Annotated in this window: 17 protein-coding genes; 13 read left to right on the top strand and 4 right to left on the bottom strand. The window is 46.2% G+C overall.

Going from position 1 to position 20,405, the window contains the following annotated elements; translation table 11 throughout:
* The first annotated feature begins 5 nt into the window (after nucleotides 1-5).
* Genes H5715_RS18495 through hypE form a run of 6 tightly spaced genes read left to right on the top strand, consistent with a single transcriptional unit; the run spans nucleotide 6 to nucleotide 6,007 of the window.
* Nucleotides 6-278, top strand: coding sequence for a HypC/HybG/HupF family hydrogenase formation chaperone (locus tag H5715_RS18495; RefSeq protein WP_075186438.1), 273 nt, complete (start codon nucleotides 6-8; stop codon nucleotides 276-278).
* Complete coding sequence (locus H5715_RS18490; protein WP_075186437.1) at nucleotides 271-792, top strand: hydrogenase maturation nickel metallochaperone HypA/HybF; 522 nt, start codon at nucleotides 271-273, stop codon at nucleotides 790-792. The genes H5715_RS18495 and H5715_RS18490 overlap by 8 nt, the downstream gene beginning before the upstream one ends.
* Nucleotides 785-1,567, top strand: coding sequence for a hydrogenase nickel incorporation protein HypB (hypB, locus tag H5715_RS18485; protein ID WP_075186436.1), 783 nt, complete (start codon nucleotides 785-787; stop codon nucleotides 1,565-1,567). Before H5715_RS18490 ends, hypB begins: the two co-directional genes overlap by 8 nt.
* On the top strand, nucleotides 1,564-2,691 hold the full coding sequence (gene hypD, locus H5715_RS18480; protein ID WP_075186435.1) for a hydrogenase formation protein HypD: 1,128 nt from the start codon (nucleotides 1,564-1,566) through the stop codon (nucleotides 2,689-2,691). Before hypB ends, hypD begins: the two co-directional genes overlap by 4 nt.
* 12 nt (nucleotides 2,692-2,703) lie before the next feature.
* Nucleotides 2,704-4,974: a carbamoyltransferase HypF gene (gene hypF, locus H5715_RS18475; protein ID WP_075186434.1), complete on the top strand. Its 2,271-nt coding sequence runs from the start codon at nucleotides 2,704-2,706 to the stop codon at nucleotides 4,972-4,974.
* 25 nt (nucleotides 4,975-4,999) lie between these two features.
* Nucleotides 5,000-6,007 (top strand): hydrogenase expression/formation protein HypE, encoded by a 1,008-nt coding sequence (hypE, locus tag H5715_RS18470; RefSeq protein WP_075186433.1) that lies wholly within the window; start codon nucleotides 5,000-5,002, stop codon nucleotides 6,005-6,007.
* Between the two features lie 43 nt (nucleotides 6,008-6,050).
* Here the strand turns inward: hypE and H5715_RS18465 are convergent, their stop codons facing one another.
* The 4 genes from H5715_RS18465 to H5715_RS18450 form a co-directional block, all read right to left on the bottom strand.
* Nucleotides 6,051-7,097 carry a substrate-binding periplasmic protein gene (locus tag H5715_RS18465; protein ID WP_139309819.1) on the bottom strand — a complete coding sequence of 349 codons (1,047 nt, stop codon included), beginning with the start codon at nucleotides 7,095-7,097 and terminating at the stop codon, nucleotides 6,051-6,053.
* A gap of 139 nt (nucleotides 7,098-7,236) precedes the next feature.
* Nucleotides 7,237-8,559, bottom strand: coding sequence for a family 8 glycosyl hydrolase (locus H5715_RS18460; RefSeq protein ID WP_075186431.1), 1,323 nt, complete (start codon nucleotides 8,557-8,559; stop codon nucleotides 7,237-7,239).
* Nucleotides 8,560-8,673: 114 nt separating this feature from the next.
* Nucleotides 8,674-10,740, bottom strand: a complete 2,067-nt coding sequence (locus H5715_RS18455) for an endo-1,4-beta-xylanase (protein ID WP_075186430.1) — start codon at nucleotides 10,738-10,740, stop codon at nucleotides 8,674-8,676.
* Between the two features lie 435 nt (nucleotides 10,741-11,175).
* The gene (locus H5715_RS18450) at nucleotides 11,176-13,560 is read right to left on the bottom strand and encodes a CotH kinase family protein (protein WP_083608091.1); all 2,385 of its coding nucleotides are present in this window, start codon (nucleotides 13,558-13,560) and stop codon (nucleotides 11,176-11,178) included.
* A gap of 757 nt (nucleotides 13,561-14,317) precedes the next feature.
* Between H5715_RS18450 and H5715_RS18445 the strand changes: the two genes are divergently transcribed.
* The 7 genes from H5715_RS18445 to H5715_RS18415 all read left to right on the top strand — a co-directional run bounded on the left by H5715_RS18445 (nucleotide 14,318) and on the right by H5715_RS18415 (nucleotide 20,093).
* Nucleotides 14,318-16,153, top strand: coding sequence for a hypothetical protein (locus H5715_RS18445; RefSeq protein WP_075186428.1), 1,836 nt, complete (start codon nucleotides 14,318-14,320; stop codon nucleotides 16,151-16,153).
* Between the two features lie 12 nt (nucleotides 16,154-16,165).
* Nucleotides 16,166-17,020, top strand: a complete 855-nt coding sequence (locus H5715_RS18440; protein ID WP_139309817.1) for a hypothetical protein — start codon at nucleotides 16,166-16,168, stop codon at nucleotides 17,018-17,020.
* Nucleotides 17,021-17,036: 16 nt separating this feature from the next.
* Nucleotides 17,037-17,513 carry a DUF3592 domain-containing protein gene (locus H5715_RS18435; protein ID WP_075186426.1) on the top strand — a complete coding sequence of 159 codons (477 nt, stop codon included), beginning with the start codon at nucleotides 17,037-17,039 and terminating at the stop codon, nucleotides 17,511-17,513.
* A 288-nt stretch (nucleotides 17,514-17,801) separates the two neighbouring features.
* Nucleotides 17,802-18,224, top strand: coding sequence for a hypothetical protein (locus tag H5715_RS18430; protein ID WP_075186425.1), 423 nt, complete (start codon nucleotides 17,802-17,804; stop codon nucleotides 18,222-18,224).
* Between the two features lie 31 nt (nucleotides 18,225-18,255).
* Nucleotides 18,256-18,633, top strand: coding sequence for a hypothetical protein (locus tag H5715_RS18425; protein WP_075186424.1), 378 nt, complete (start codon nucleotides 18,256-18,258; stop codon nucleotides 18,631-18,633).
* Nucleotides 18,627-19,031, top strand: a complete 405-nt coding sequence (locus H5715_RS18420) for a hypothetical protein (RefSeq protein WP_075186423.1) — start codon at nucleotides 18,627-18,629, stop codon at nucleotides 19,029-19,031. The genes H5715_RS18425 and H5715_RS18420 overlap by 7 nt, the downstream gene beginning before the upstream one ends.
* 288 nt (nucleotides 19,032-19,319) lie before the next feature.
* Nucleotides 19,320-20,093 carry a hypothetical protein gene (locus H5715_RS18415; protein WP_075186421.1) on the top strand — a complete coding sequence of 258 codons (774 nt, stop codon included), beginning with the start codon at nucleotides 19,320-19,322 and terminating at the stop codon, nucleotides 20,091-20,093.
* Nucleotides 20,094-20,405 lie beyond the last annotated feature (312 nt).

Here is a 20,405-nt window from a genome sequence, read left to right as displayed (position 1 = left end):
GTTTTATGTGCCTAGCAATTCCCATGAAAATTCGAGAGATCCGTGAGGATATCGCCAACTGCGAAGCAGCTGGTGTTTTTCGAGATGTAAATCTTCATTTAATCGATGGGCAGCAGCCACAAGAAGGCGACTACGTGCTCGTTCACCTGGGTTACGCCATCCAAAAGGTACCTGCTCCCGATGCACAGGCCAGCAGAGAAACCTACGACGCAATGCAAGCAAAACAAATAACTGCAATAAGTAACGAAGGGGCTAACTCTGGAGGCTCTCATGCATGAGTTCAGTCTATGTCAAAACCTCCTACGAGAAGCGTTGAAAATAGCAAAAGACCAATATCGCCAGCTGCACCCGAATTACAACGACACCACCAGTAACCTCATTATTACCGCGCTCACGGTTCAGCTGAGTCTATTTTCAGGCGTCGACAAACATTTACTCAAACGCGCTTTTGATGTTGCTCTTCACGATTTTCACCGTTACTGGCCCTCCCACAAACAACACGCCAACAGTACTCACAATAGTGTTTTCTTTTCTCCCATCGTTCCACTTTATATAGAAGAAATTCCCGCCGCCATTTATTGCCGGGACTGCGAAGAAAGGTACGAAGTAGACGCACAGAGGTTTCGCAAAAATTACCTAGCCTGTCTTAACAACGAGAATCACAATACTCAAATGCTTTCTGGCGATGAGATGCTGCTTGTTAATATAAAAATGCATGAAGAGCCGGCAGATTTAAAACTGAATATTTTTAGACATTTTTCTAATCCCGAGGAGGACAACTCCCATGTGTGAAACTTGTGGCTGCAACCTTCACCCCAGAAAACAACAACCTATATCGACAACAGCCCATTTTGTCCCGGCAAAAATCGCCGTCGACGAACACAGCCATGATATGTTGCACAATATTATGTCTCGCAACGATCACCAGGCTGCTCGCAATAGAGCAACATTAAATCGCCACGGCATATTTTGTGTGAACCTTATGTCATCGCCAGGGGCAGGGAAAACATCTTTACTTGAAAGCACCATCAAAAAATTCGGCAAGAAATATCGAATTGCCGTTATAGAAGGCGATCTCGAAACGGAAAACGATGCAAACCGTATTCGCCAGCAAGGCGTTCCCGCGGTGCAGATCACGACGGGCAGTGCCTGTCATCTAGATGCCCACTATATTCACCAGGCGCTGCACCAATTAGACCTGGAAAATATCGATCTATTATTTATTGAAAATATCGGAAATTTGGTTTGCCCCGCCGCCTTCGACTTGGGTCAAAATGCGAGTGTTGCATTGCTCTCCACAACCGAAGGTGACGACAAGCCGCTTAAGTACCCCATTTTGTTTCAGAAAGTTGAAGGTTTGGTTATAAGCAAAATCGAACTATTGGATTTTTTTGATGATTTTTCTGTAGAACGTGCCGAAAATAATTTTCGTAAACTGGCCAACCAAAATCCCGTATGGAAGGTCTCCGCAAAAACCGGGGCAGGCATGGACGGCTGGCTGAAATGGTTAAACACCCGCACCCAAGCTCTGAATATGGCAACAAAAGTGATTGGCGAAACCGTATGACCCCGCTTGATGCGCGCTATTGGCTGGAAAAAATTCATCGCCTTCCAGCGCCAAAATCGCCATTCAATTTGCTAAATGTATGCGGGGGACACGAGCGCAGTATTACCCAAGCGGGGTTACGTTCGGCACTTCCCAACTGGCTAAAGTTAATCCCCGGCCCGGGTTGTCCCGTGTGTGTATGCCCAGAATCAGATATTGCTCTGGCGATAAGTATCGCATTAAACGAAGATGTGACACTCGCTGCTTTTGGGGATATGTTGCGTGTACCGATTAACAACGCAAGCAAAACGAACCTGCTTCCGAAATCCATTCGCTCCATGGAGCTGGCAAAGGCCGCTGGTGCCGATATTCGCGCTATTGCATCGCCGATGGAAGTGCGTAAGCTTGCGCTGGCCAATCCCGAAAGAACAATCGTGTTCTTTGCCGCTGGCTTTGAAACCACGATGGCTCCGGTGGCAGCACTTGTTTACGAACGATACCGCGGCAGTCTTCCAAAAAACATTCAATTTTTGATTTCCGGACGCCGCACCTGGCCTGCGGTCGCACGGCTTTTGGGTGATGAACGCTCCGCCCCCATTAACGCCATGATCGCCCCGGGCCACGTTGCTACCATTATGGGCGCCGATGAATGGCAGTTTGTAGTCGACGACTATCAATTGCCAACCGCGATCGCTGGATTTCAAAGCGAAAGCCTGCTACACGCCTTTTACTGTGTGCTAAAGCACGCACTGCAAGGTAACCCTCAACTAGTCAACTGTTATCCAGAGGCGGTCACAGCGAAGGGAAATTCCGTCGCACAAACAATCCTCCATAAGATTTTTGACATAAACAGTGCAAACTGGCGTGGTATAGGTATGATCGACAATTCTGGCTACCAATTACAGCCGGAACTAGACACCATCAATGCAGATAAAACATTTTCGTCTTATAGAGACAAGCTCCATACTCTTATCACGCAAGATGCCATGCCGAAAAGCTGCCAGTGCGCTGATGTGGTGATGGCTCGCACACGTCCCAACCAATGTCCACTTTACGGGACAAGCTGTACACCGAGACAACCGGTTGGCCCGTGCATGGTATCCGACGAAGGTGCCTGCAAGATTTGGTGGAGTGCTCGCACTTAAAAGGAATACGTAATGATTGCCCGGCATTATATTTTGGGGGGCTTAGTACAGGGCGTCGGTTTTCGTCCTTTTGTACACGGTTTGGCAACCAAGCTCAATCTCAACGGCTGGGTGCAGAACGTTAACGGCCGCGTATTGGTCTTAGTTGAGGGTGACGAAGCAGCCATCACACAATTTGAACAGAGGCTGATCACCGACGCGCCGCCACTTGCAAAGCCGACCATTCGCGATCGCCTCGACAAAACGGTTCATCGACTAAAAACATTTGTGATCCTCGGTAGCGATGCACAAGCAAACACACATACCATCAGCGAAATTCACCTTCCTGCCGATCTTTACTGCTGCCCCGACTGCCAATGGGAACTTCTACACGATGATGATCGCCGACACTGTTACGCTTTTATAAACTGTACCCAATGCGGTCCGCGCTACACCATTATCGATGAACTTCCGTATGACCGCTGCTCAACTTCTATGAGAGATTTTGAGCTATGCGAGGACTGTACAAAAGAATATTACAACACCCAAGACAGACGATTTCACGCCGAGCCTCTTGCCTGCCCGAAATGCGGCCCTCAAATCGAATTTACCAGTAAGCTTGAAGGGAAAAAAGCGGACAGTTTAAATACCGCCTGCAAAGCTATTGATAACGGTCAGATTATTGCTGTAAAGGGCATCGGCGGTTTTCACTTAATTTGCGATGCCTATAACCAGACAGCAATTAGCTGGTTACGACAGACCAAACCCCGCGCCCATAAACCTTTGGCAGTAATGCTACTGCCAGCGCAATTGGGTGAACATAGCCTAGCCAGCGAAGCCCATATACAACAATTAATTTCACCTGTTCGACCAATTGTACTTTGCCCCAAACGACCCGAGTCGAAACTACCAGATTCAATTGCACCGGGTTTAAACGAAATTGGTATTATTTTTCCCTACAGCCCCCTACACTTTTTGCTTATGGATCAACTGCAGCGACCGCTTGTGGTTACCTCTGCCAATATCAGTGGTGAACCGGTAATAACCGATTCCAAAGACGTGCTAAACCGCCTGTCACATCTAATCGATGGGGTACTCGATCACAATCGACCTATTCGCCGTCCCGCAGATGATTCGGTTATACAAATATGTGCAGAAAAAGCTCATACGCTTAGAATTGGTCGTGGCCTCGCTCCCCTAGAATTGCGCTCGCCGTACCCCCTTCTGGACGGAGAAACCCTACTTGCAACCGGAGCCCAAAGTAAAAACACACTGTGCCTTAGTTTCGCCAATCGGCTTGTGGTCTCACCACATATAGCAGATATGGACAGCCTGCCCAGCCAGGAACTTTTCGAAATGCTTGCCACAGACTTTGCGCGCCTTTACCAGAGAACACCACATATCATTGCCCACGACGCCCATCCGGATTACGCCACTAGCCGCTGGGCAAAAAAACAAAAGGTCAAACAGCACGCGGTTTATCACCACGATGCTCACGCAAGCAGCTTATATGCTCAAACTGGAAGCAATGATTTAAAAGCAGACGAGACAATAATCGCCTTTACCTGGGACGGCGTTGGTCTCGGTAGCGACAATGGCCTTTGGGGGGGGGAATGTCTGTTCGGAAAACCCGGCCAATGGCAGCGCATGTTCCACTTAAAGCCTTTTAAAATACCGGGCGGAGATAGAGCAGCGCGAGAACCCTGGCGCATTGCCGATAGCTTGAGGCTGCACTGCGGGAAAAGCTTTAAATCCAACGATCCCCTTCTGCAGTCCATGTGGGAACAAAATATAAATTCGCCTTTAACCTCGGCGATCGGACGCCTGCTTGACGGCTGCTCTGCACTGCTGGGCGTATGTAAAAACGCCAGCTTCGAAGGCCAGGCACCAATGCAACTCGCGGCCATTGCCGAAACCTCCGACACCCATAAATATATTGATCTCCCTATTGTTGGCGAAGAAGTTATCTGGCTTGGCCTAATCAAATGGCTTATGCGCAACCAGCAGGATCAAGCCTTTGCAGCGCGCGTTGTACACAACACACTGGCTCATTCACTGTTGCGACAAGCCCTGCTGCTTTCGGAACAAACACACATCACAACCGTTGGTGTCAGTGGCGGTGTATTCCAGAACCGCCTTTTGATCGAACACCTTAGCCATTTATTACCAGAGCACGGATTAAAACTTCACCACCCACAATCTGTTCCGGTCAATGATGGAGGCCTGTGTATCGGCCAGGCGATAGAGGCCGCTGCCGTATTGAAAAAGAGTTCAAAAAAGTTAAGCGAAGTTATACCCGCATAAACAAGCAATAAATAGAGTAAGCAGAATGGCGAAAATAACGCTGGCACACGGTAATGGCGGTTTATTTATGCGCGAACTGGTGGACAACGTTTTTGCCAAACGTCTAACCAATAGTTTCCTCAACACCGAAAAAGACGCAGCTTATTTACATCTCGATGGCGGTAACTGGTCCATGACAACCGATGGATTTACCGTTCAGCCTCTATTTTTTCCGGGCGGAGACATCGGTAGCCTCGCTATCCACGGAACCGTTAATGACCTTTCTGTATCGGGCGCGACCCCAAAATATTTAAGCCTTAATGCCATTATTGAAGAAGGCCTTGAATTTTCAGACCTGGAAAAAATAGTCGATTCAATGGCCAGTGCAGCAAAACAAGCCAATATCAACATTGTAACCGGCGACACCAAGGTTGTTCCCAAAGGGCACGGCGGCGGAGTTTACTTCGCTACAACAGGCATTGGCAAACGAATAGAGCAATTGCAATTAGACGAAAGTAAAATCAAAGCCGACGACGCTATTCTGGTATCAGGCGCTATTGGCAACCACGGTATTGCGGTAATGATGGCAAGAGAAGCCTTTGGATTACGCAGTGATATTGTCAGCGATTCGGCCAACATCTGGCCTCTGGTCAATATTCTCTGCAAGCTACAGCAACCCGATAAGGTAACACTGCTACGCGACCCCACCCGGGGCGGGCTGAATATGGTAGTACAGGACTGGAACAGAATATCGACTCTGGGCGTAGATTTATTTGAAGAAAGCCTGCCTATTCAACCGGCCGTACAATCTGTTTGCGATATGCTTGGATATGACCCTTTTAACCTCGCCTGTGAAGGCCGAGTTGTCGCGATTGTGGATTCCACAATCGCAGAAGAAACGCTCGCCCTGTGGAAACAATGCGACAATGGAAAAGGTGCCGCCATTATTGGACGCTTTACAAAAAACCACCAACGGGTTGTTATGCACACATCCATTGGCGGTCAACGCGTATTAAACCCTCTCGAAGATGAGCCTCTACCAAGGATTTGTTAAACCTCAGTGAATCACTTGCAGCTAGAATTAGTATGCGCAGCTCTTAATATTTAATACCCGCTTTTGTACGTTTGTAACGTATATAGTCTTCAATCTCAAACCAGAGTTTTGCATCTTCCGGGTTCGCAACGTCCCGAAAATGAGGGTTCGCCATATTGAATACCTTACGATTTTCAAGCTTTGTTCTGGCCAAATAATCATCATAATACTCAAAAAACATTTTTTCGAATGAACCATCGTCAATAGCAATTTGTAACCCCTTCTCTATTAACTCTGCTAGCTCTCTATTTTCCTTCGTTACAAAAAAATAATACGCAGAATGGTATCGAAGAGCCAAGGTATCTTCCACAACAATGTCATGAGCATTAAGAAGATCTATCTCTTTCCAAGCCTCTGGGATCGCGCGAGGAAAATAGTCGATACGCCGCCCTTTCAGCATGGAAACCAAGCTTTGTCGTCCCGAAGAAGAAAATATTTTGTATTTATTATGGCGATAAATTGCAATATCCGGCCAGTCATGTCCAATTCCTGCAGTCAATGAACGGATATCATCGACAACTTTTATTCCTGCAAATTTTTCGCTGTCTTCTCGACGCACAAGAAAAATTCGCCAACCAATTAAGCCACGGAACAACGGAATCCGAATAGGGAGAAGCTCTTGTTCTCGCTCACTATTTGTATGCATCCAGTTGATATCGTACAGCTTAGACTGCAGATTGCGCGCGTTACGGCTCCCCGTAATAGAAGGAAGAACAACAGGCTCTCGTGATAAGGTATACCCCGAATTTTTCGCAGCCAGCTTCAACAAATTCACAAAATATTGCGTACTTCTCGCATACAATAGCTCTTCTTGTTCATGCAGAGGATGGCGAATATGAATATGCTTAACGGAGGAGTTAATTAGATCAACTTGAGAAAATGCCCGAAGACTTAGCAGTAAAATAAACAGGAAAATGGCTAAACCAAAAAGAGAACTCAGTACAACTCTTTCAAGGGGAAGTAACCGAATAGGTATCATGTGAATGGGGTTGCATCCATAGGCAGAAACACCCCAACAGCGGGGATCAGGTTGAATGTGTAACGACGACATACACAATCAGCTTAGTCGCACCCCCCGGGCTATTCAGCACAAACCATTAAAACAGGCCGTAAGCTAGCAGAGCACACGGCCATATCTTAGCACCCTATGACGGGTAAAAAAAACAGATGGGGTTTCGGCCCCCCCTCTATTAAGGTGTCGGCAGCCAGGCCTTGTACTCCCCACCACAATGTAAAAACGCCATCATATAGAGCATTCCATCATAGTAACGGTAAGGGCCCGTGGGAACAGATAGCTCCCACAAGGCACGAATAAAGTCATGTTTTCTGGCCTCATTTGCAGCCATGCCGGCCGTCGCATTCATCGCAACAATACCGGTTGTTTGACCACCACCCAACATCTTTCCCTCAAGCGAATAGAGGCTTTGATAGTCTTCCAAGCCCTGAGACTCAAAAAACCGCTGCAGACGATTACTCAACTCCTGCTGACGAGGGTCTGCAGCCCACCACGACCAATCCATCGACCAGTTCATTGCCGTACGCCAAGCATCGTAGCGAAAATCCTCAGATTCAGCTCGCCAGGGCGCTGCCCAGGGCGTGCCATCGAAATTACCATAGTCAGGAGTTAACCCCGTCTCCGAGTGAGCTGCTTTTACAAAATAGTCACGGCTGACTTGCGCTGCTTTCTTCCAAAAATCACGATCTTCTTTTGGCCCTACCCTTGACCAAACCTCATAAAACGATGGCAAGTGATAGGAGGCATCGGTGTGGTCAGCATTGGCAATATCAGGTGTAAAGCGAACCATTTTCGCATCTTCGTCGAAAAGATTACCGCCTGTCATTTCGCCACGCATGGTCATACCGGTGATAACTTCCCGGTGACGAATATCATGCAGAATGGTATCTGCGTAATGACTGTAGTTATAAATGCCTTCCCCATTACCCCAGCGCTCTGCAGCAAAATACAATGCTGTGGCGAAATACTCTTCACCGTCTGGCGCTGGCATTTCATCTATAATCTCACCGCTCGTTTTCACCGACCACGCGAAGAAACCTTTTGCCGGATGCGTTTCACCTCTGTTGTACATATAAGTGAGCGACCAATTCCAGATTGAATCAAATACCTCTTTTTTATTCAGCTGTACCGCGATCATCATGCCGTAAGACATACCTTCCGACCGCACATCCTTGCTGTTAACATCATAGATATAGGCTAGGGGACCGTTGTCATTACCGCCACTGGGGTAGTAAATCGCCTGGGTATCAGGGTCACCAAAAAATAACAATTGGAAAGCAGAGTCAATCCTATTTTTTACGTCGGCAGCAGAATAACCCGCCGCAACAAATAAATTGGCATAGTGGCCCGTTGCCACCGCACCCACTGCCAAATTGTCCGAAGTGTTTACGCTCTCTTTTTCGGTGTTATCACACCCCAAAATCGCTAACACAACAACAATCAACATCGTTCCAATTATGTTATTCCTGGCTCTATTTACCTTCGTTTCCCCATTCATACCAGCCTCACTTTCATTTTGCTAAACATTAAAACAAGTACAACAACCACCTCATGCATCAGAACGAAATAAGCCCGGCAATTGCCGGGCTTATGAGAGGGTCTTTAATTAAAACTAGTGCTTACGTCGTGGACGATACGCGCCGAAGCCAAACAGGGCCAACATCAGCAGGAACGCAGCATTAGCAGCACCACCGCCACCTTCGCCATTACCATCGTTCTCGCCAATGGCTGGCCAGATGGTTTGCTCACCGACAACACCGTCATTTTCAATATCGTTTAGATTGATAGTCACTGTTGTAACCGCCGAATCCGCATAGTTTTCGTCCGATACAATCACGTCCAGCGTATAACTTGCGGCTGTTTCGTAATCGAGCACGGATCCAGCAGAAACGAAGAGCAGGCCTGTGCCATCAGCATCTGTTTCAAGAGTAAAGCGACCCAAACCGGTACCACCAACAATCGTCCAATTAGTCAGGTTCGCATTTTCCCCATCGGGGTCATCCGCTATCAGATTCGCAACGGTAGTACCATCAAGTACTTCTTCGTCAACGCTAAGTTGCAGACTGTTGCTATCTATCACAGGAACAGCATTGGAGCCTTGAACGTAGCTGCGCAACCACTTCGCAGCCGGGCGATCATCACCATCCTCATTAACAAGGAAAGCTTCTTGATCATCTCTCCAAAGACCCGGACGGTAACCCCATAGGGTTACACCGGCAACAGCATCATGATCCCAAATTACCGGGAAAAGGCGCTTATATTCAGCAAGCTGAATCATATCGGACTCTTCCGAGCTAAAGACTTCGTCTTCAGCCGCAGTAGGGTTACCATCTATATCCATTTCAGTAATGTAAATAGGTAAGCCAGTTTCAGCGAGAGAATCCAGTGCTGCCTGAATACCCGAAGCTGGACCACGAGTCGAGAACGCGTGAGCCTGAATACCGATACCATCAACCAGTGAATCTGTCTGTAAATCTTCAATTATTGCTTTGTAGTCATCCAGCACACCGCCAGAAAGAACGTTATATTCATTGATCAATAACGTGGCATTGGGAAAGCGATCGCGGGCCATGCTAAACGCGGTTTTCAGCCATGCGTTATCAGCGGCACCACCCAGAGCATCGATGTAATTACCGTTTCCTTCACCAGAGGGAGGGTCATTGATAACTTCGTTGGCAACTTCAAGGTAGTCGATATTGGGGTACCTTGCAGCAACGGCATCGAACCACTCGGTAATTTCTTCCAATTGCTCTTCTTGCGTAAGGCCTTCAATCCAAGCTGGCTGTTGATTTCCCCACACCAATACGTGCATACGGAAAGGAATATCGTTGCTCTGAGCGAAATCATACGCTTCGTCTAAGGTGCCCCAATTCATGGTATCGCGAGTTGCTTCAACAGAACCCCACTTACCGGCATTTTCTGGCACAAGTTGATTAAAGTAACCAGTAAACTGAACACTTTGGGAGGAGCTATAAGCACTACCAAGGTACTTACCTTCAATTCCATTGGCAATTGGAGGGAGTGTTACAACAGGTACTGCTCCAGTAGCGGCACGACCTTCGGTGAGGTCGGCAACTGTAAATTCGTCACCTTTCAATCCAAATACGAACTTATCAATAAACAAGCCGTTTTCACGAGCACCGTAACTAAAGGTTTGGGTAAGTGTATCGGCAGTCGCAGTTACACCTAGCTGACAGCCATCCCATGCCGTCATGCTCACCCACCTAAATGACTCTCCAGCACCACTACTGCCCGCACCATCCACGACAATATTGGCCTCGGTGTAACCAAACTCCCAGAGGCCGTTACACATAGTCCAGCCATCTACAGCTAAAGGGTTTAAAGCGCCAAGGCCAACAAAGAAACTGTCATCGCTTCCCACATCTGGCCCCACAGCAAAACGGAAATAAATATCGTAATCACCCGCCTGCGGGAGGGTAACGCTGTAGGTCGCTACGCGGCCGTCAGAACCTGGCTCATCCGTTGTCCCTACATCACCATGATCATTATTTGGATAAATATATTCGGACGGGTCATCGGTGCCTACACCAGTATCGAAGTTGGCACCCAAAGTACCATCTTCCGCTTCGATAACGACAGGAGCCACGTCGGACTGTGCCTGAACAGCCGAGGCCAGGGCAAGCCCCAAGCCAAAAGCTATGGAATGTATCGCTTTCATACTATATCTCTTATTCTAAAAGTGAAGATTTGGCCTATTTTCAAGGAATTATACTTTTTAAATCGATCTAAAACTGACAATCACAAACCTTGACAACGGCTACACTCGCAAGGCGGATATTTAGAACACCCACCTTTTTGTCAGAAGGACTATAACCTACGCTATTGGCCTTATCTGGTCAACAATTTTGTCCCCAATATAAGCTTCTATTGGCATTAAACAAAGTTCATTCTGGTAACGAACATATAAGCCCTAAGGCCATTTCCAGTGTTCACTCTCCGCCCCCCAACCAGTCATAAACGCCGCAAAGCCTACCCTCTTCGTAACGGGCTGGTAATGCGGCTTGAGTTAGACTTATTGTAAATAAATGAACCCCTTGTTATTTCACAGCCTGCCACGCCATCATTTGCAGTGGCAAGCTGTAAGCCAAAGGGGTTATTCTGATACTAGAACAAACACCGGAGAGATACTGGCACTCCCCGTAAGACTCAACTGAATACTAGCAGTTGTTGCGGTGCTCGCACCGGTCCAGCGAGAAAACTCGTATCCCTCTGCCGGTATCGCCGTCACCTCCACCGGCACCCCCTCAAAGTAATTGCCGCTCCAAGAGGTTGAAGCAATATTAAGCGAATTAACCATTACGGAGCCAAAGGCCGCACTTTCACTCGTGACCGTTAAGCGATGTGTTCCCGCTAGACCAAATTGACTCTCGATATGGCTCACCAGATAACCCGGCCTATTTGTAATCGAATTTTTAAAGTTTTCGACTTCATCCGTCCAACGCCCGGGGGACTCGCCCCAGCGAGCAAAATGCAGAGGGATCTCATTTTCCATTTTTGCCGCCACAGCAGAAATACGCGAGCGCACGTTCGCTGGCAGAAAGCGGGAATTCAACTCATCGGCAAATTGACTAATCAGCTGGTTTTTGAAGCTGCTGTTTTCGACCAAGCGCCTAAGCAGCAGCGTTGACCAGGGAGGGTTTGGCCAGTCGGGGCCGTTGCTCGCCAAAGCTCTTACCAACGCGTTATCAGAATAATCCACGCTATTATAAATACCGGTACCAAATTCCGTGTCGTACAAAATCCAGCGCCACTTGGTCTCGGGGGATTTCCAAAACTTTATGTTGTTACCCGGCCAGTCCTGGTTATTAAAATATATTTCAGCCACAACATAGCTTATAAAGTTCTCGATATCGATTTCACTCGCAACATGTTGGTAGTACTCCGTTACGGCTAAATTGCGGGTAGTAACGTAATCGATAAGCGCGAGGTAATCGCTGTTATCGCCTTCGATTATCTCCCCATCGCGCTCCAGCAAATCAATATCGTCTGCATCAATATCGTGCTTCGAAGCCAGAAAATGCTCATTCACTTTTTCGCGTAAATTGTACATACCCCAGTATTCTTTATTCAGGTAAACCGCTACGGAACGAAAGGCCTGATGATCCAAAACACTACCATCCATCAAGCTGGTAAGCGTTGCATCACGCAACATGGTACGCATCCAGTCGTTACCCGAATTCCGCAACACCAACGCCTGAAACTCATCGTAGTCAAGATCCGGAAACAAGGGGTATTCAAGCTCACTAAAGCCATAGCGACCACGCGCAAAAATCGACAGAGAGCGTTGATCGTGCGCCCGGCTCCAACCGCCAAATATTTTTACTCCGCCATCAATGGCAACACCCAAATCACCATTTTCCTCATAAAACGCAAAGTGAACATCACGCTCCCAATCCTCCCAAAAATTCGCCCCATAGTGAGGATCAGCAGACTCATACGAGTCGCCATAGATGTAAATCCCGGTATCGCTATCAAAAAAATTGTCGGGCTCGGTTGCCAGCGTAATAACAGGAATATCGTGGGCATCACTTAAAATATATGTACGGCTGTCGGTTCGAGAAGGAATGTAACCCTCTTGAAAAATTCGCGCGCGAACAACTGTATTTTCGCTTACGGCCAGAGGATCACGGTAAAGCGACGAACTCTTCGTTGGGATAGTTGCATCCAGCGTATAGCGAATCACTTCGTCCTCCGCATTACCACTAAGGATTATTTCGCCACCCTCAAACAGACCGCCATCATCCGAAAAAACGATCTCCGAGGTCGTAATACCCGCATACTCGCTGGTGGCATTTTGCGAGCCAGGCGTAGGCTGATCATAATAAACAACGGTATTGCCGTCCGCTGAAATACCAACAGATTTTTCTGGCGCTACGTTCTCTACCGCAAGCGAATCCATTTGTGCTGCTGTAGCATCAAACAAGAAAAGGGTTTCACCCTTAGAAGAAATTTTGAAATTAGTATGGAAAATGGCTGCATCAGCATTGGCACGATCTTTTTTGGACGCCCAAATAACAAGGTACTCCCCCGGCTGAAAAATGTAGCTAGGCAATGTCCATTGATCCGGCTCGTCGGCATCGTCCGTAAGCGTCCACCCCGCCAGATCAGTATTGGAAGTACCATTATTATAAAGCTCAAACCAATCCTCTTCATCGCCGTCATCGTCTTCAAAAATCGAGTTTGAAGACACCGCCTCGTTGATCCGAATATCCACATCGCAATCCACCGTACAGGCTACCGGTACCGGGGTAGGCTCCGGCGCTGCGGTTGGTGCGGGAGTCGGGGCCAGTGTCGGCATCGAAGTAGGTATCGCCGTGGGAGAAATCGTCGGTATCGCTGTCTCACCGCCAGTCCCGCCACCGCCGCAAGAAAGGAGGCAGAAGAAAACAGAGGGATATAGATATCTGGGAAGCCCCCGCACATAACTCAATACGTTTTCGAAACAAGTAAATTTTAGCGGATCTGTAACACGAATCATGTAAAACACTCCAGAGTTGCGACGAAACTTAGGTCTTTAACACCCACAGCAAAATAGCCGTTAAAAGGCCAACCACAATGACAAACGCCTAAGATTAACACCTATTCACAAGTATTAACTCGAGCCATGCCCTGATATAGGGCGAGGGGATGAACAGTTATATTTATAATACTCAGAATAGCCGCGTTTATACCGGAGCGCAGGAGTTACGAGCCTACACACCGAAGTAGCCATGTTCCAACCGCGCGATAATGGTAGAAAAATCATTCTCTGGCTGGGCACACTATGCGTGCTTTTCCAGGAAATAATCTGGCTTAACGGCCCGCGTCCAGCAGTTAGGTGTTTTTATAGTGTGAAGCCCCCGTTTCCCCGCACGAATAAGGCGGCCCAACACGCTCACGCTTACGATGAAAAATCAAGGCAATAATTACCCCCTTATGTGTGCGTTTTGTGCGCTCAGCCGAAGATATTGCCGCTAGCATCAATCATAATGAGAGAGCGTGCTTAGTTCTATACGTAATCGCGCACACTGCAAAAAGCCCGTGTAAACGGGTAAAGTTGTACGCAAGTTAACCACATCGCCAACGGGTAAAGTAACCAGCCTTCGCGTTGTCTCCGGTGAATTGAAAGCCCCATCACTCGGACGCAAGTGACTTAATCGAATATAAACATATTCAATTAACGTAAAACCCGCAACGGCTACCTTACTCATTTGCATTTTTACCATTGTAAAAACAGGGAGTGTGAAAATACCGCAATGCTTGGTCAGGCAATACAAGACAATCACGGCCGCTACTACCGAATACACACCTCTCGGGATGGTATTGCACCTCCAGGGTTAGCACCCGTAGAGCTCACAGATCCCGTCTCGGCAATACAATTTATTCGCAACCTGCGCGCACCAGAAAGCTATTGGCGGCAAATTGTATCGCTGGAATGCTTGCAAAGCATTTCGTCGGATTCAAACCAGTCCATGGAAAGCCGCTTTGCCACACTTGTCACCAACGGCAGAATTAGAATCTTTAATATCACCGAAGCCGAAGTAGCCAAGCGCGGAATGGAACACCGAACATTTAAAGGTAGCAGCAACACCTTTATGCAACTGTTGCCAGCGGCCTCATTGCTGCAAGACACCCATAATGGAAATTACCGGCAGTTTGGCTCACCGAAAGCCGCTAGCGACTACATCTCCGGCTTCCAGCTCACAGAAACGCAACTAAACAAAATACTCAGCGACATGGGCGCAACAACCCCATATATACGCAGGCCAGACATCTCGGCCCTAGACTGCGTAGCAGAGGAGGTAGCAGCCGGGAAAATCGTTGTTGTAGAAAAAGCCGAAAGTAGCTCATCGCCAAAGGCCGAATCTGAAAGTAGTTACCCAGAAGCGTTCTCTCATTTGCCCGGAAGCCGAGCAGTAAGCCTTGGGCCACATGTTGACGGTTGTAACGAAGGTGAACAATGTACGTGTTGCTCTATCGTTAACCTGAATGTCAGATGCGCGCATGGGAGATCTGTTGGACCAAGCAAAATTATTAGAGTTGTTCCAACTCCAGACATAACACAGTCAAGCGAATATGCCTTAATGGGGGTCAAAATCTCTATTAAGAAGGAAATTGGAGGGACGGATGTCGTTACCGTATCGTCGACACTAAAAAACAACAAATCAGACAAGTGTCACCAATTAAAAATTGGCGATAGTGTTTGGAAAAACGAAAGAGAATCAGACGTAGAAATTGCTGACCTGCAAGATAAAGATGCAGATAAATGGCCCATTAACGCTAAACCTATGATCACCAATATTTCAGGTAAAGGGTGTGATGGCGAAATTAAAAGCGTCGAAATAGAAACATACCCAAGCCAATATTATACAGTGGAAGGAAACCTCGATATATTTGCTGACTGGGTAGATAAAGTACAAAAGTCCTGGGAAAAGTGGGGGGAAAAATATTTCAATGCCAGCCCCGTCACACTAAAACCAGTTATTACAGGCCCTACAGGCTCATTTTCTGCAAGCTGGGGCTGGAAAGAGGATTCAGACTGGAATGCGTTTTATGATATATCTACGTCTTTTGGGTTAAACCCCATATTAGGTATTGAATTAACACTTTCAGTTAGCATGATGACGCTAGCAATGACTGCGTCAGGTATACCTCCTAGTCTTTCAAAGTTAACGGCTGATCATTTAGCCGATATTTTGGTTTCGGTAGGAGCTGGCTGTAAAGGAATGCTGCAGGGCTCCCCTCATGCGAAATTTTATCCTGAAGGAACACAGAAAATAGATGGACAAGCAAAATTTACAGTTGAAGGTGGAGTTAAGTTGGCAATTAAAGGGCGAATCGGTAGCGACTACATTGTCTCAGCATCTTTGATCGTTTCTGGTGAGACCAAAGTTACGGGAGAGGATGTCCTAGATATTAATAGAGAGGGGGTTTTTGCGCAAACGACGTTTACCCTTGACCCTCTAATCGGGGTTGCGAAAGTTGAAATTAAGTACTTGGTAATATTTACTAAGTCGGAAGAAAAAAAGTGGGTTCCATGGGGAAAAATTGAACTCTATAAGAGCGACAAAATTAAAGTCTTACCTAAGTAGATGGATGAACTAATGAAGTTCAAGTATCGATTAATGCTAGTGTTAGCTATTTTTATCGGCTGGCCAATACTCAACCCAATGGCGGCGGAGGAACATATTTTGCCCGATTATTATTTTTTATCTGTGGAGGCAGTAAATATTCATGCAACTGTAACGTTGAATGGCGCTCCATTAGTGGTTCACAAAGATGGTACCGGTTTAACTGTCGACAAGCCTGTAACAACATGGCTAATGCCTGGGAAAAACAAGCTAGAGGTTAACCTAAACCCGCTGCCAAATGAACCCCGTATTCGAGGCTCTATTAAAGTCAGTATTTTTCTACATGATCCATCATCAGACTCCCCCACCCCATCAAAAGTATATGCGGACGTACTGTATCCCACTGGAGATGTCGACGAGAACTCAGCTGCATTTAGTAAAAAAGTCGAATTCAATTTTACTGACGAAGTGATAACGAATTTGTGGAGAGATGCGAAGACTTTGACTGGCATCAGTGATGGAGATAAAAAAATAATTTTCGATATTGTAGAAAACTTGAGAAATTCCCTTTTATCAAAGGATACTAGTGAAGCTACAAACCTCCAGATATACAAAATACAGGAAGACGCACTAGCAGAGAATAAGGATTTTAAAAAAATAATAAGCGTTACGAACAGTACTTATCAATGGCTTTCTCAACAAAAAGGCCTCACGAGCAACACGGTGTCACTTGAGGATATAAGGCTTAAACTACTAGCTGATAATAAAGTAGTGTATGTGAGCAAAGCTAACGGTGACAATGTACTCCAGCTAGAATCAGATGACCTTTTCTTTGAAATTCCCATTTATATGGCAAAAATTAATGGAGAGTGGAAACTAGTTCGTTAATCTATTAGAGAATGCGATGAAAATGAATACCTTGTTGGTATGTTTAGCCGTATTGGTTACCGGATCTACCCTCTACCTCTTTCTTAGAAGCGCCAACTGGGAGGCGGTCAGAGGCAAAATCGTTCACTCAGAGTTAAAACAAATATCGGTTGGCCCGAACTCAGCGCGGGCTAAAAATTCTGTAGGTGGTGTTTTTGATTATAGGGCAGATATCGAATATCACTACACGGTAGGCGAAGAACAATATATTGGTAGAAATATATACCCTAGAATAGAAAATACATTCTCAGATGAAAGGGTAGCAAAGGAATCTGTTTCGAACTACCCAAAAGGGCTGACCCTAACCGTGTTTTACAACCCTGATAATCCAGGAATATCGTGTTTGATAACAAGTAAGTTATTAAGTATAAAACAGGCCGTTATTCTTGTACTTGCCTTCCTCTTTGTCGTGGCGTTTGTCGTTGGCGGCATCTACATTTTCAACAAGCTTTGAATTTAGCCTAGCGATTAACCCTAAAACGGACACACATATTAATCGCATAAAACTAAAGATGCGACCGAACAGATATAGCTTGGAACTATTGAGATATCTTTGTCTATCTAAAAGATACAGCCAGGCGACGGACGGCTGCAGGTAATTTCTAAATCGACTACACCAGACAGACTCAGCATTTCTCACGTAGGGTCTTGCGTTAACGGTCACAACGATTTCCCTTCTATAACGGTTACAAGCGAAGATTTTCCAGACGAGCACTTCTCTACTGGCAGCCATGAACTGGAAGTGTATCCAAAAGCAAGGGACTACGAGAAAGAATCTTTTTTCGAGTTTTACAGAAAATATCTGCTCGCGGATCTAGGAAGCGCCTTTGCCTATCAAACCTGTGAACTAAAGACCTGCGGCTGCGACGGCATTGACGAGAAAAACGCGAAAATACACGTGTTCCCCAATTTCAAATGGTCTGGGAGTCTATCGCTGGGGTGCTCAGATCTAACCAACAGAAACCAGTCGGCGGACGATGCGTCGTGGAGCATTAAGGGAAAAATCGATGGCAGCTTAGGCCGGTCCGACTGGAAATATGAAGCGGGAACCGATATCACATTAAAAAACTTATTCCCAAAAGTTCAGGGTGCTTTGGATGATTTTTTAAAACTAATATCAGATATCACAGGCAAGCCATCGAAAAAAAATATACGCCCAGGCTAAAGCGAAAGGCTTTAACTCTTCGAATCATGAGTTGGTACGATTTTCGTTCTCTCCTCCTAAAATTTCGCTCGGTGGTGCGATAGAATTAAAAGAAGTTTCCGGGAATAATATCGTAGACCTAGAGGGCAGCATCAATCTTGCGCTTAGCCCGCTAAGTAAAATGAAATTAGGAACGGACATCTTTGACTGGCCTATTATTGCCGGCTCGACCATGGTCGCAGGACCCGGAGGGAAAAAATTCGGCGACTTTCTTGTTAGAGTAAAAGCATGGGCAGCAGACAAAGGAGTAGTCGTTAAAGTCGACTTTGTTGCAACGAGAGAAATAGCGACCAAAATAGAGTATAAAATAGAAGCCGAAAAAAATGGGGTGACGGAGATGGAGAGTCTGAAGCGTCGGCCACCTTGCTGATTGGGCTGGAAGCCGATGTCTCCGCTAAAAAAACGGTTTGGAGTGTTAGCTGCAAGGCTGAAATGGAAGTTCAAATAAAAGGCGCGGAAAAGTCAGGTGAAGGTGCCGGGTTTATAGCAAGCCTGAAGGGAGCTAGCGCCGAAGATAAGCCTGCTATAGATGGCACGGTTAAAGTTACTGGGCTTGCCATGTATTACGCTTATTGTGCAGAGGCTTCTTTGCGAAAGAGCACAACAGAAGACAAGGCTAGTCAACGAGATAGTCGAGGGAATAGTGATATTACACACAAAATGGAAAGAAAGGCTAAGGCCATCGAAGGGAAATGGATTTTTGTAGGGAGTAAAACGTGGTTTGATAGTAACGGCGCGTCGAAGCGTCTAGAAGAGGCAGAGCTGTAGGATAACGACATGATTAACTTTTTTAAAATTGATCGAGTTTTGTTAACACTATGCTTAATAGTAGCTAGCGGTTGTAATGCGAGTGGTAAAGAGGGGAAACCTGTGCATACATTATTGATGAATAAGCCTTTATTTGAATTACAGATTGATGTTTTTGGTGTTGCATATTACGTGCTAGCAAATGATATCGTAATACATGACGAAATGAATTCGGGCGTACAAATGTCAACCAGATCCCCAATAAATCTTTGAATGAAATCTGGAGAGAACACTTTGCCAATAAAAGTTATGCCTGACGAACAAGGTTGGAGAATTAATCCAAGCTCTCACTTAAATGTAAAAATAGTCGTTCGTGATAACGATACGAAAGAAAAACCAATAGATATCTTCAGTATTAAATTCTCTGGGCGCAACGAAGGATTAGCTGCGACTGAAACATCGCCTAGGCCGGGAAAATATTGCGCAGACAAAAATTTGCAACGAGATGAAAATGGAGATCTCGAAATATTTGAGACGCAGCATTCAAATTTGGGGGAATATGATGGTGCCAGGCAATACACCAATAAATTATACATTCCTTCGTCTTTACCCCTCTGGCGTTTTTTTGAAAGCGACCCAGTACCCGACGTACATGGTATGACAGACGAAAACTACTACCAGACGATAGCTGAATTGCTGCCAATTCTTAGGCTGTTGGAAAGTGCACTAGAGACCGGCGATATAGATTCTGTCATGCAGCTATTTGAAGAGCGGAATAGAGAAACAGACTTGGCCTTTTACGAAAAACCAGGCACCACAGAAATTGATCTAAGAAAAGCTATTTTAAATACATACAATAACCCAGATTTAACACTATCAAAAATCGGCGATGATAAAAAACTCGGTCGCTTGCGGCCGAGTTTTTTATTCCGACCAGCTTTACAAACCCGGGGCAATGGCTGGCGAATGGCCTTGCCATACAGCTGGGTACGATTAGGTGAGGAAAGATGTCAGAATTTCACCACGGACGAGTCGTCCCTTGGTTCGCGTGGATCAGAGCCCTGCTCGACAAACCCGGGCTGATGTTACTCGCTTGTGGTGATGGCTGGCTGTAATTCCTTCAATGGACTTGCGGATATCAGTGGGTAGAAATGCTTTTAACCTGGCCGGCGATTTGCGTACCGATACAGGAATAAATTCGGTAGCGGGCTCATTTTCTTATTTAACACGATTAATTTTACCCTTTTGGCACTACAAGTACCGCCACTTTTTGAATACGTTCTGCCTGTAAACAGACACAGTAATACGCCAGGATAGGCATAAGAAATATTTCCATAAAATCACCTTTTTTTTCAATCCAGCATACGGCGAAAACCAATTGTTAGATCTTCATTT

The sequence above is a fragment of the Teredinibacter haidensis genome (genome assembly GCF_014211975.1).
Lineage (GTDB): Bacteria > Pseudomonadota > Gammaproteobacteria > Pseudomonadales > Cellvibrionaceae > Teredinibacter > Teredinibacter haidensis.
The sequence above is the reverse complement of the archived record's forward strand: the minus strand, read 5'-3'. Positions and strand labels throughout refer to the sequence as shown.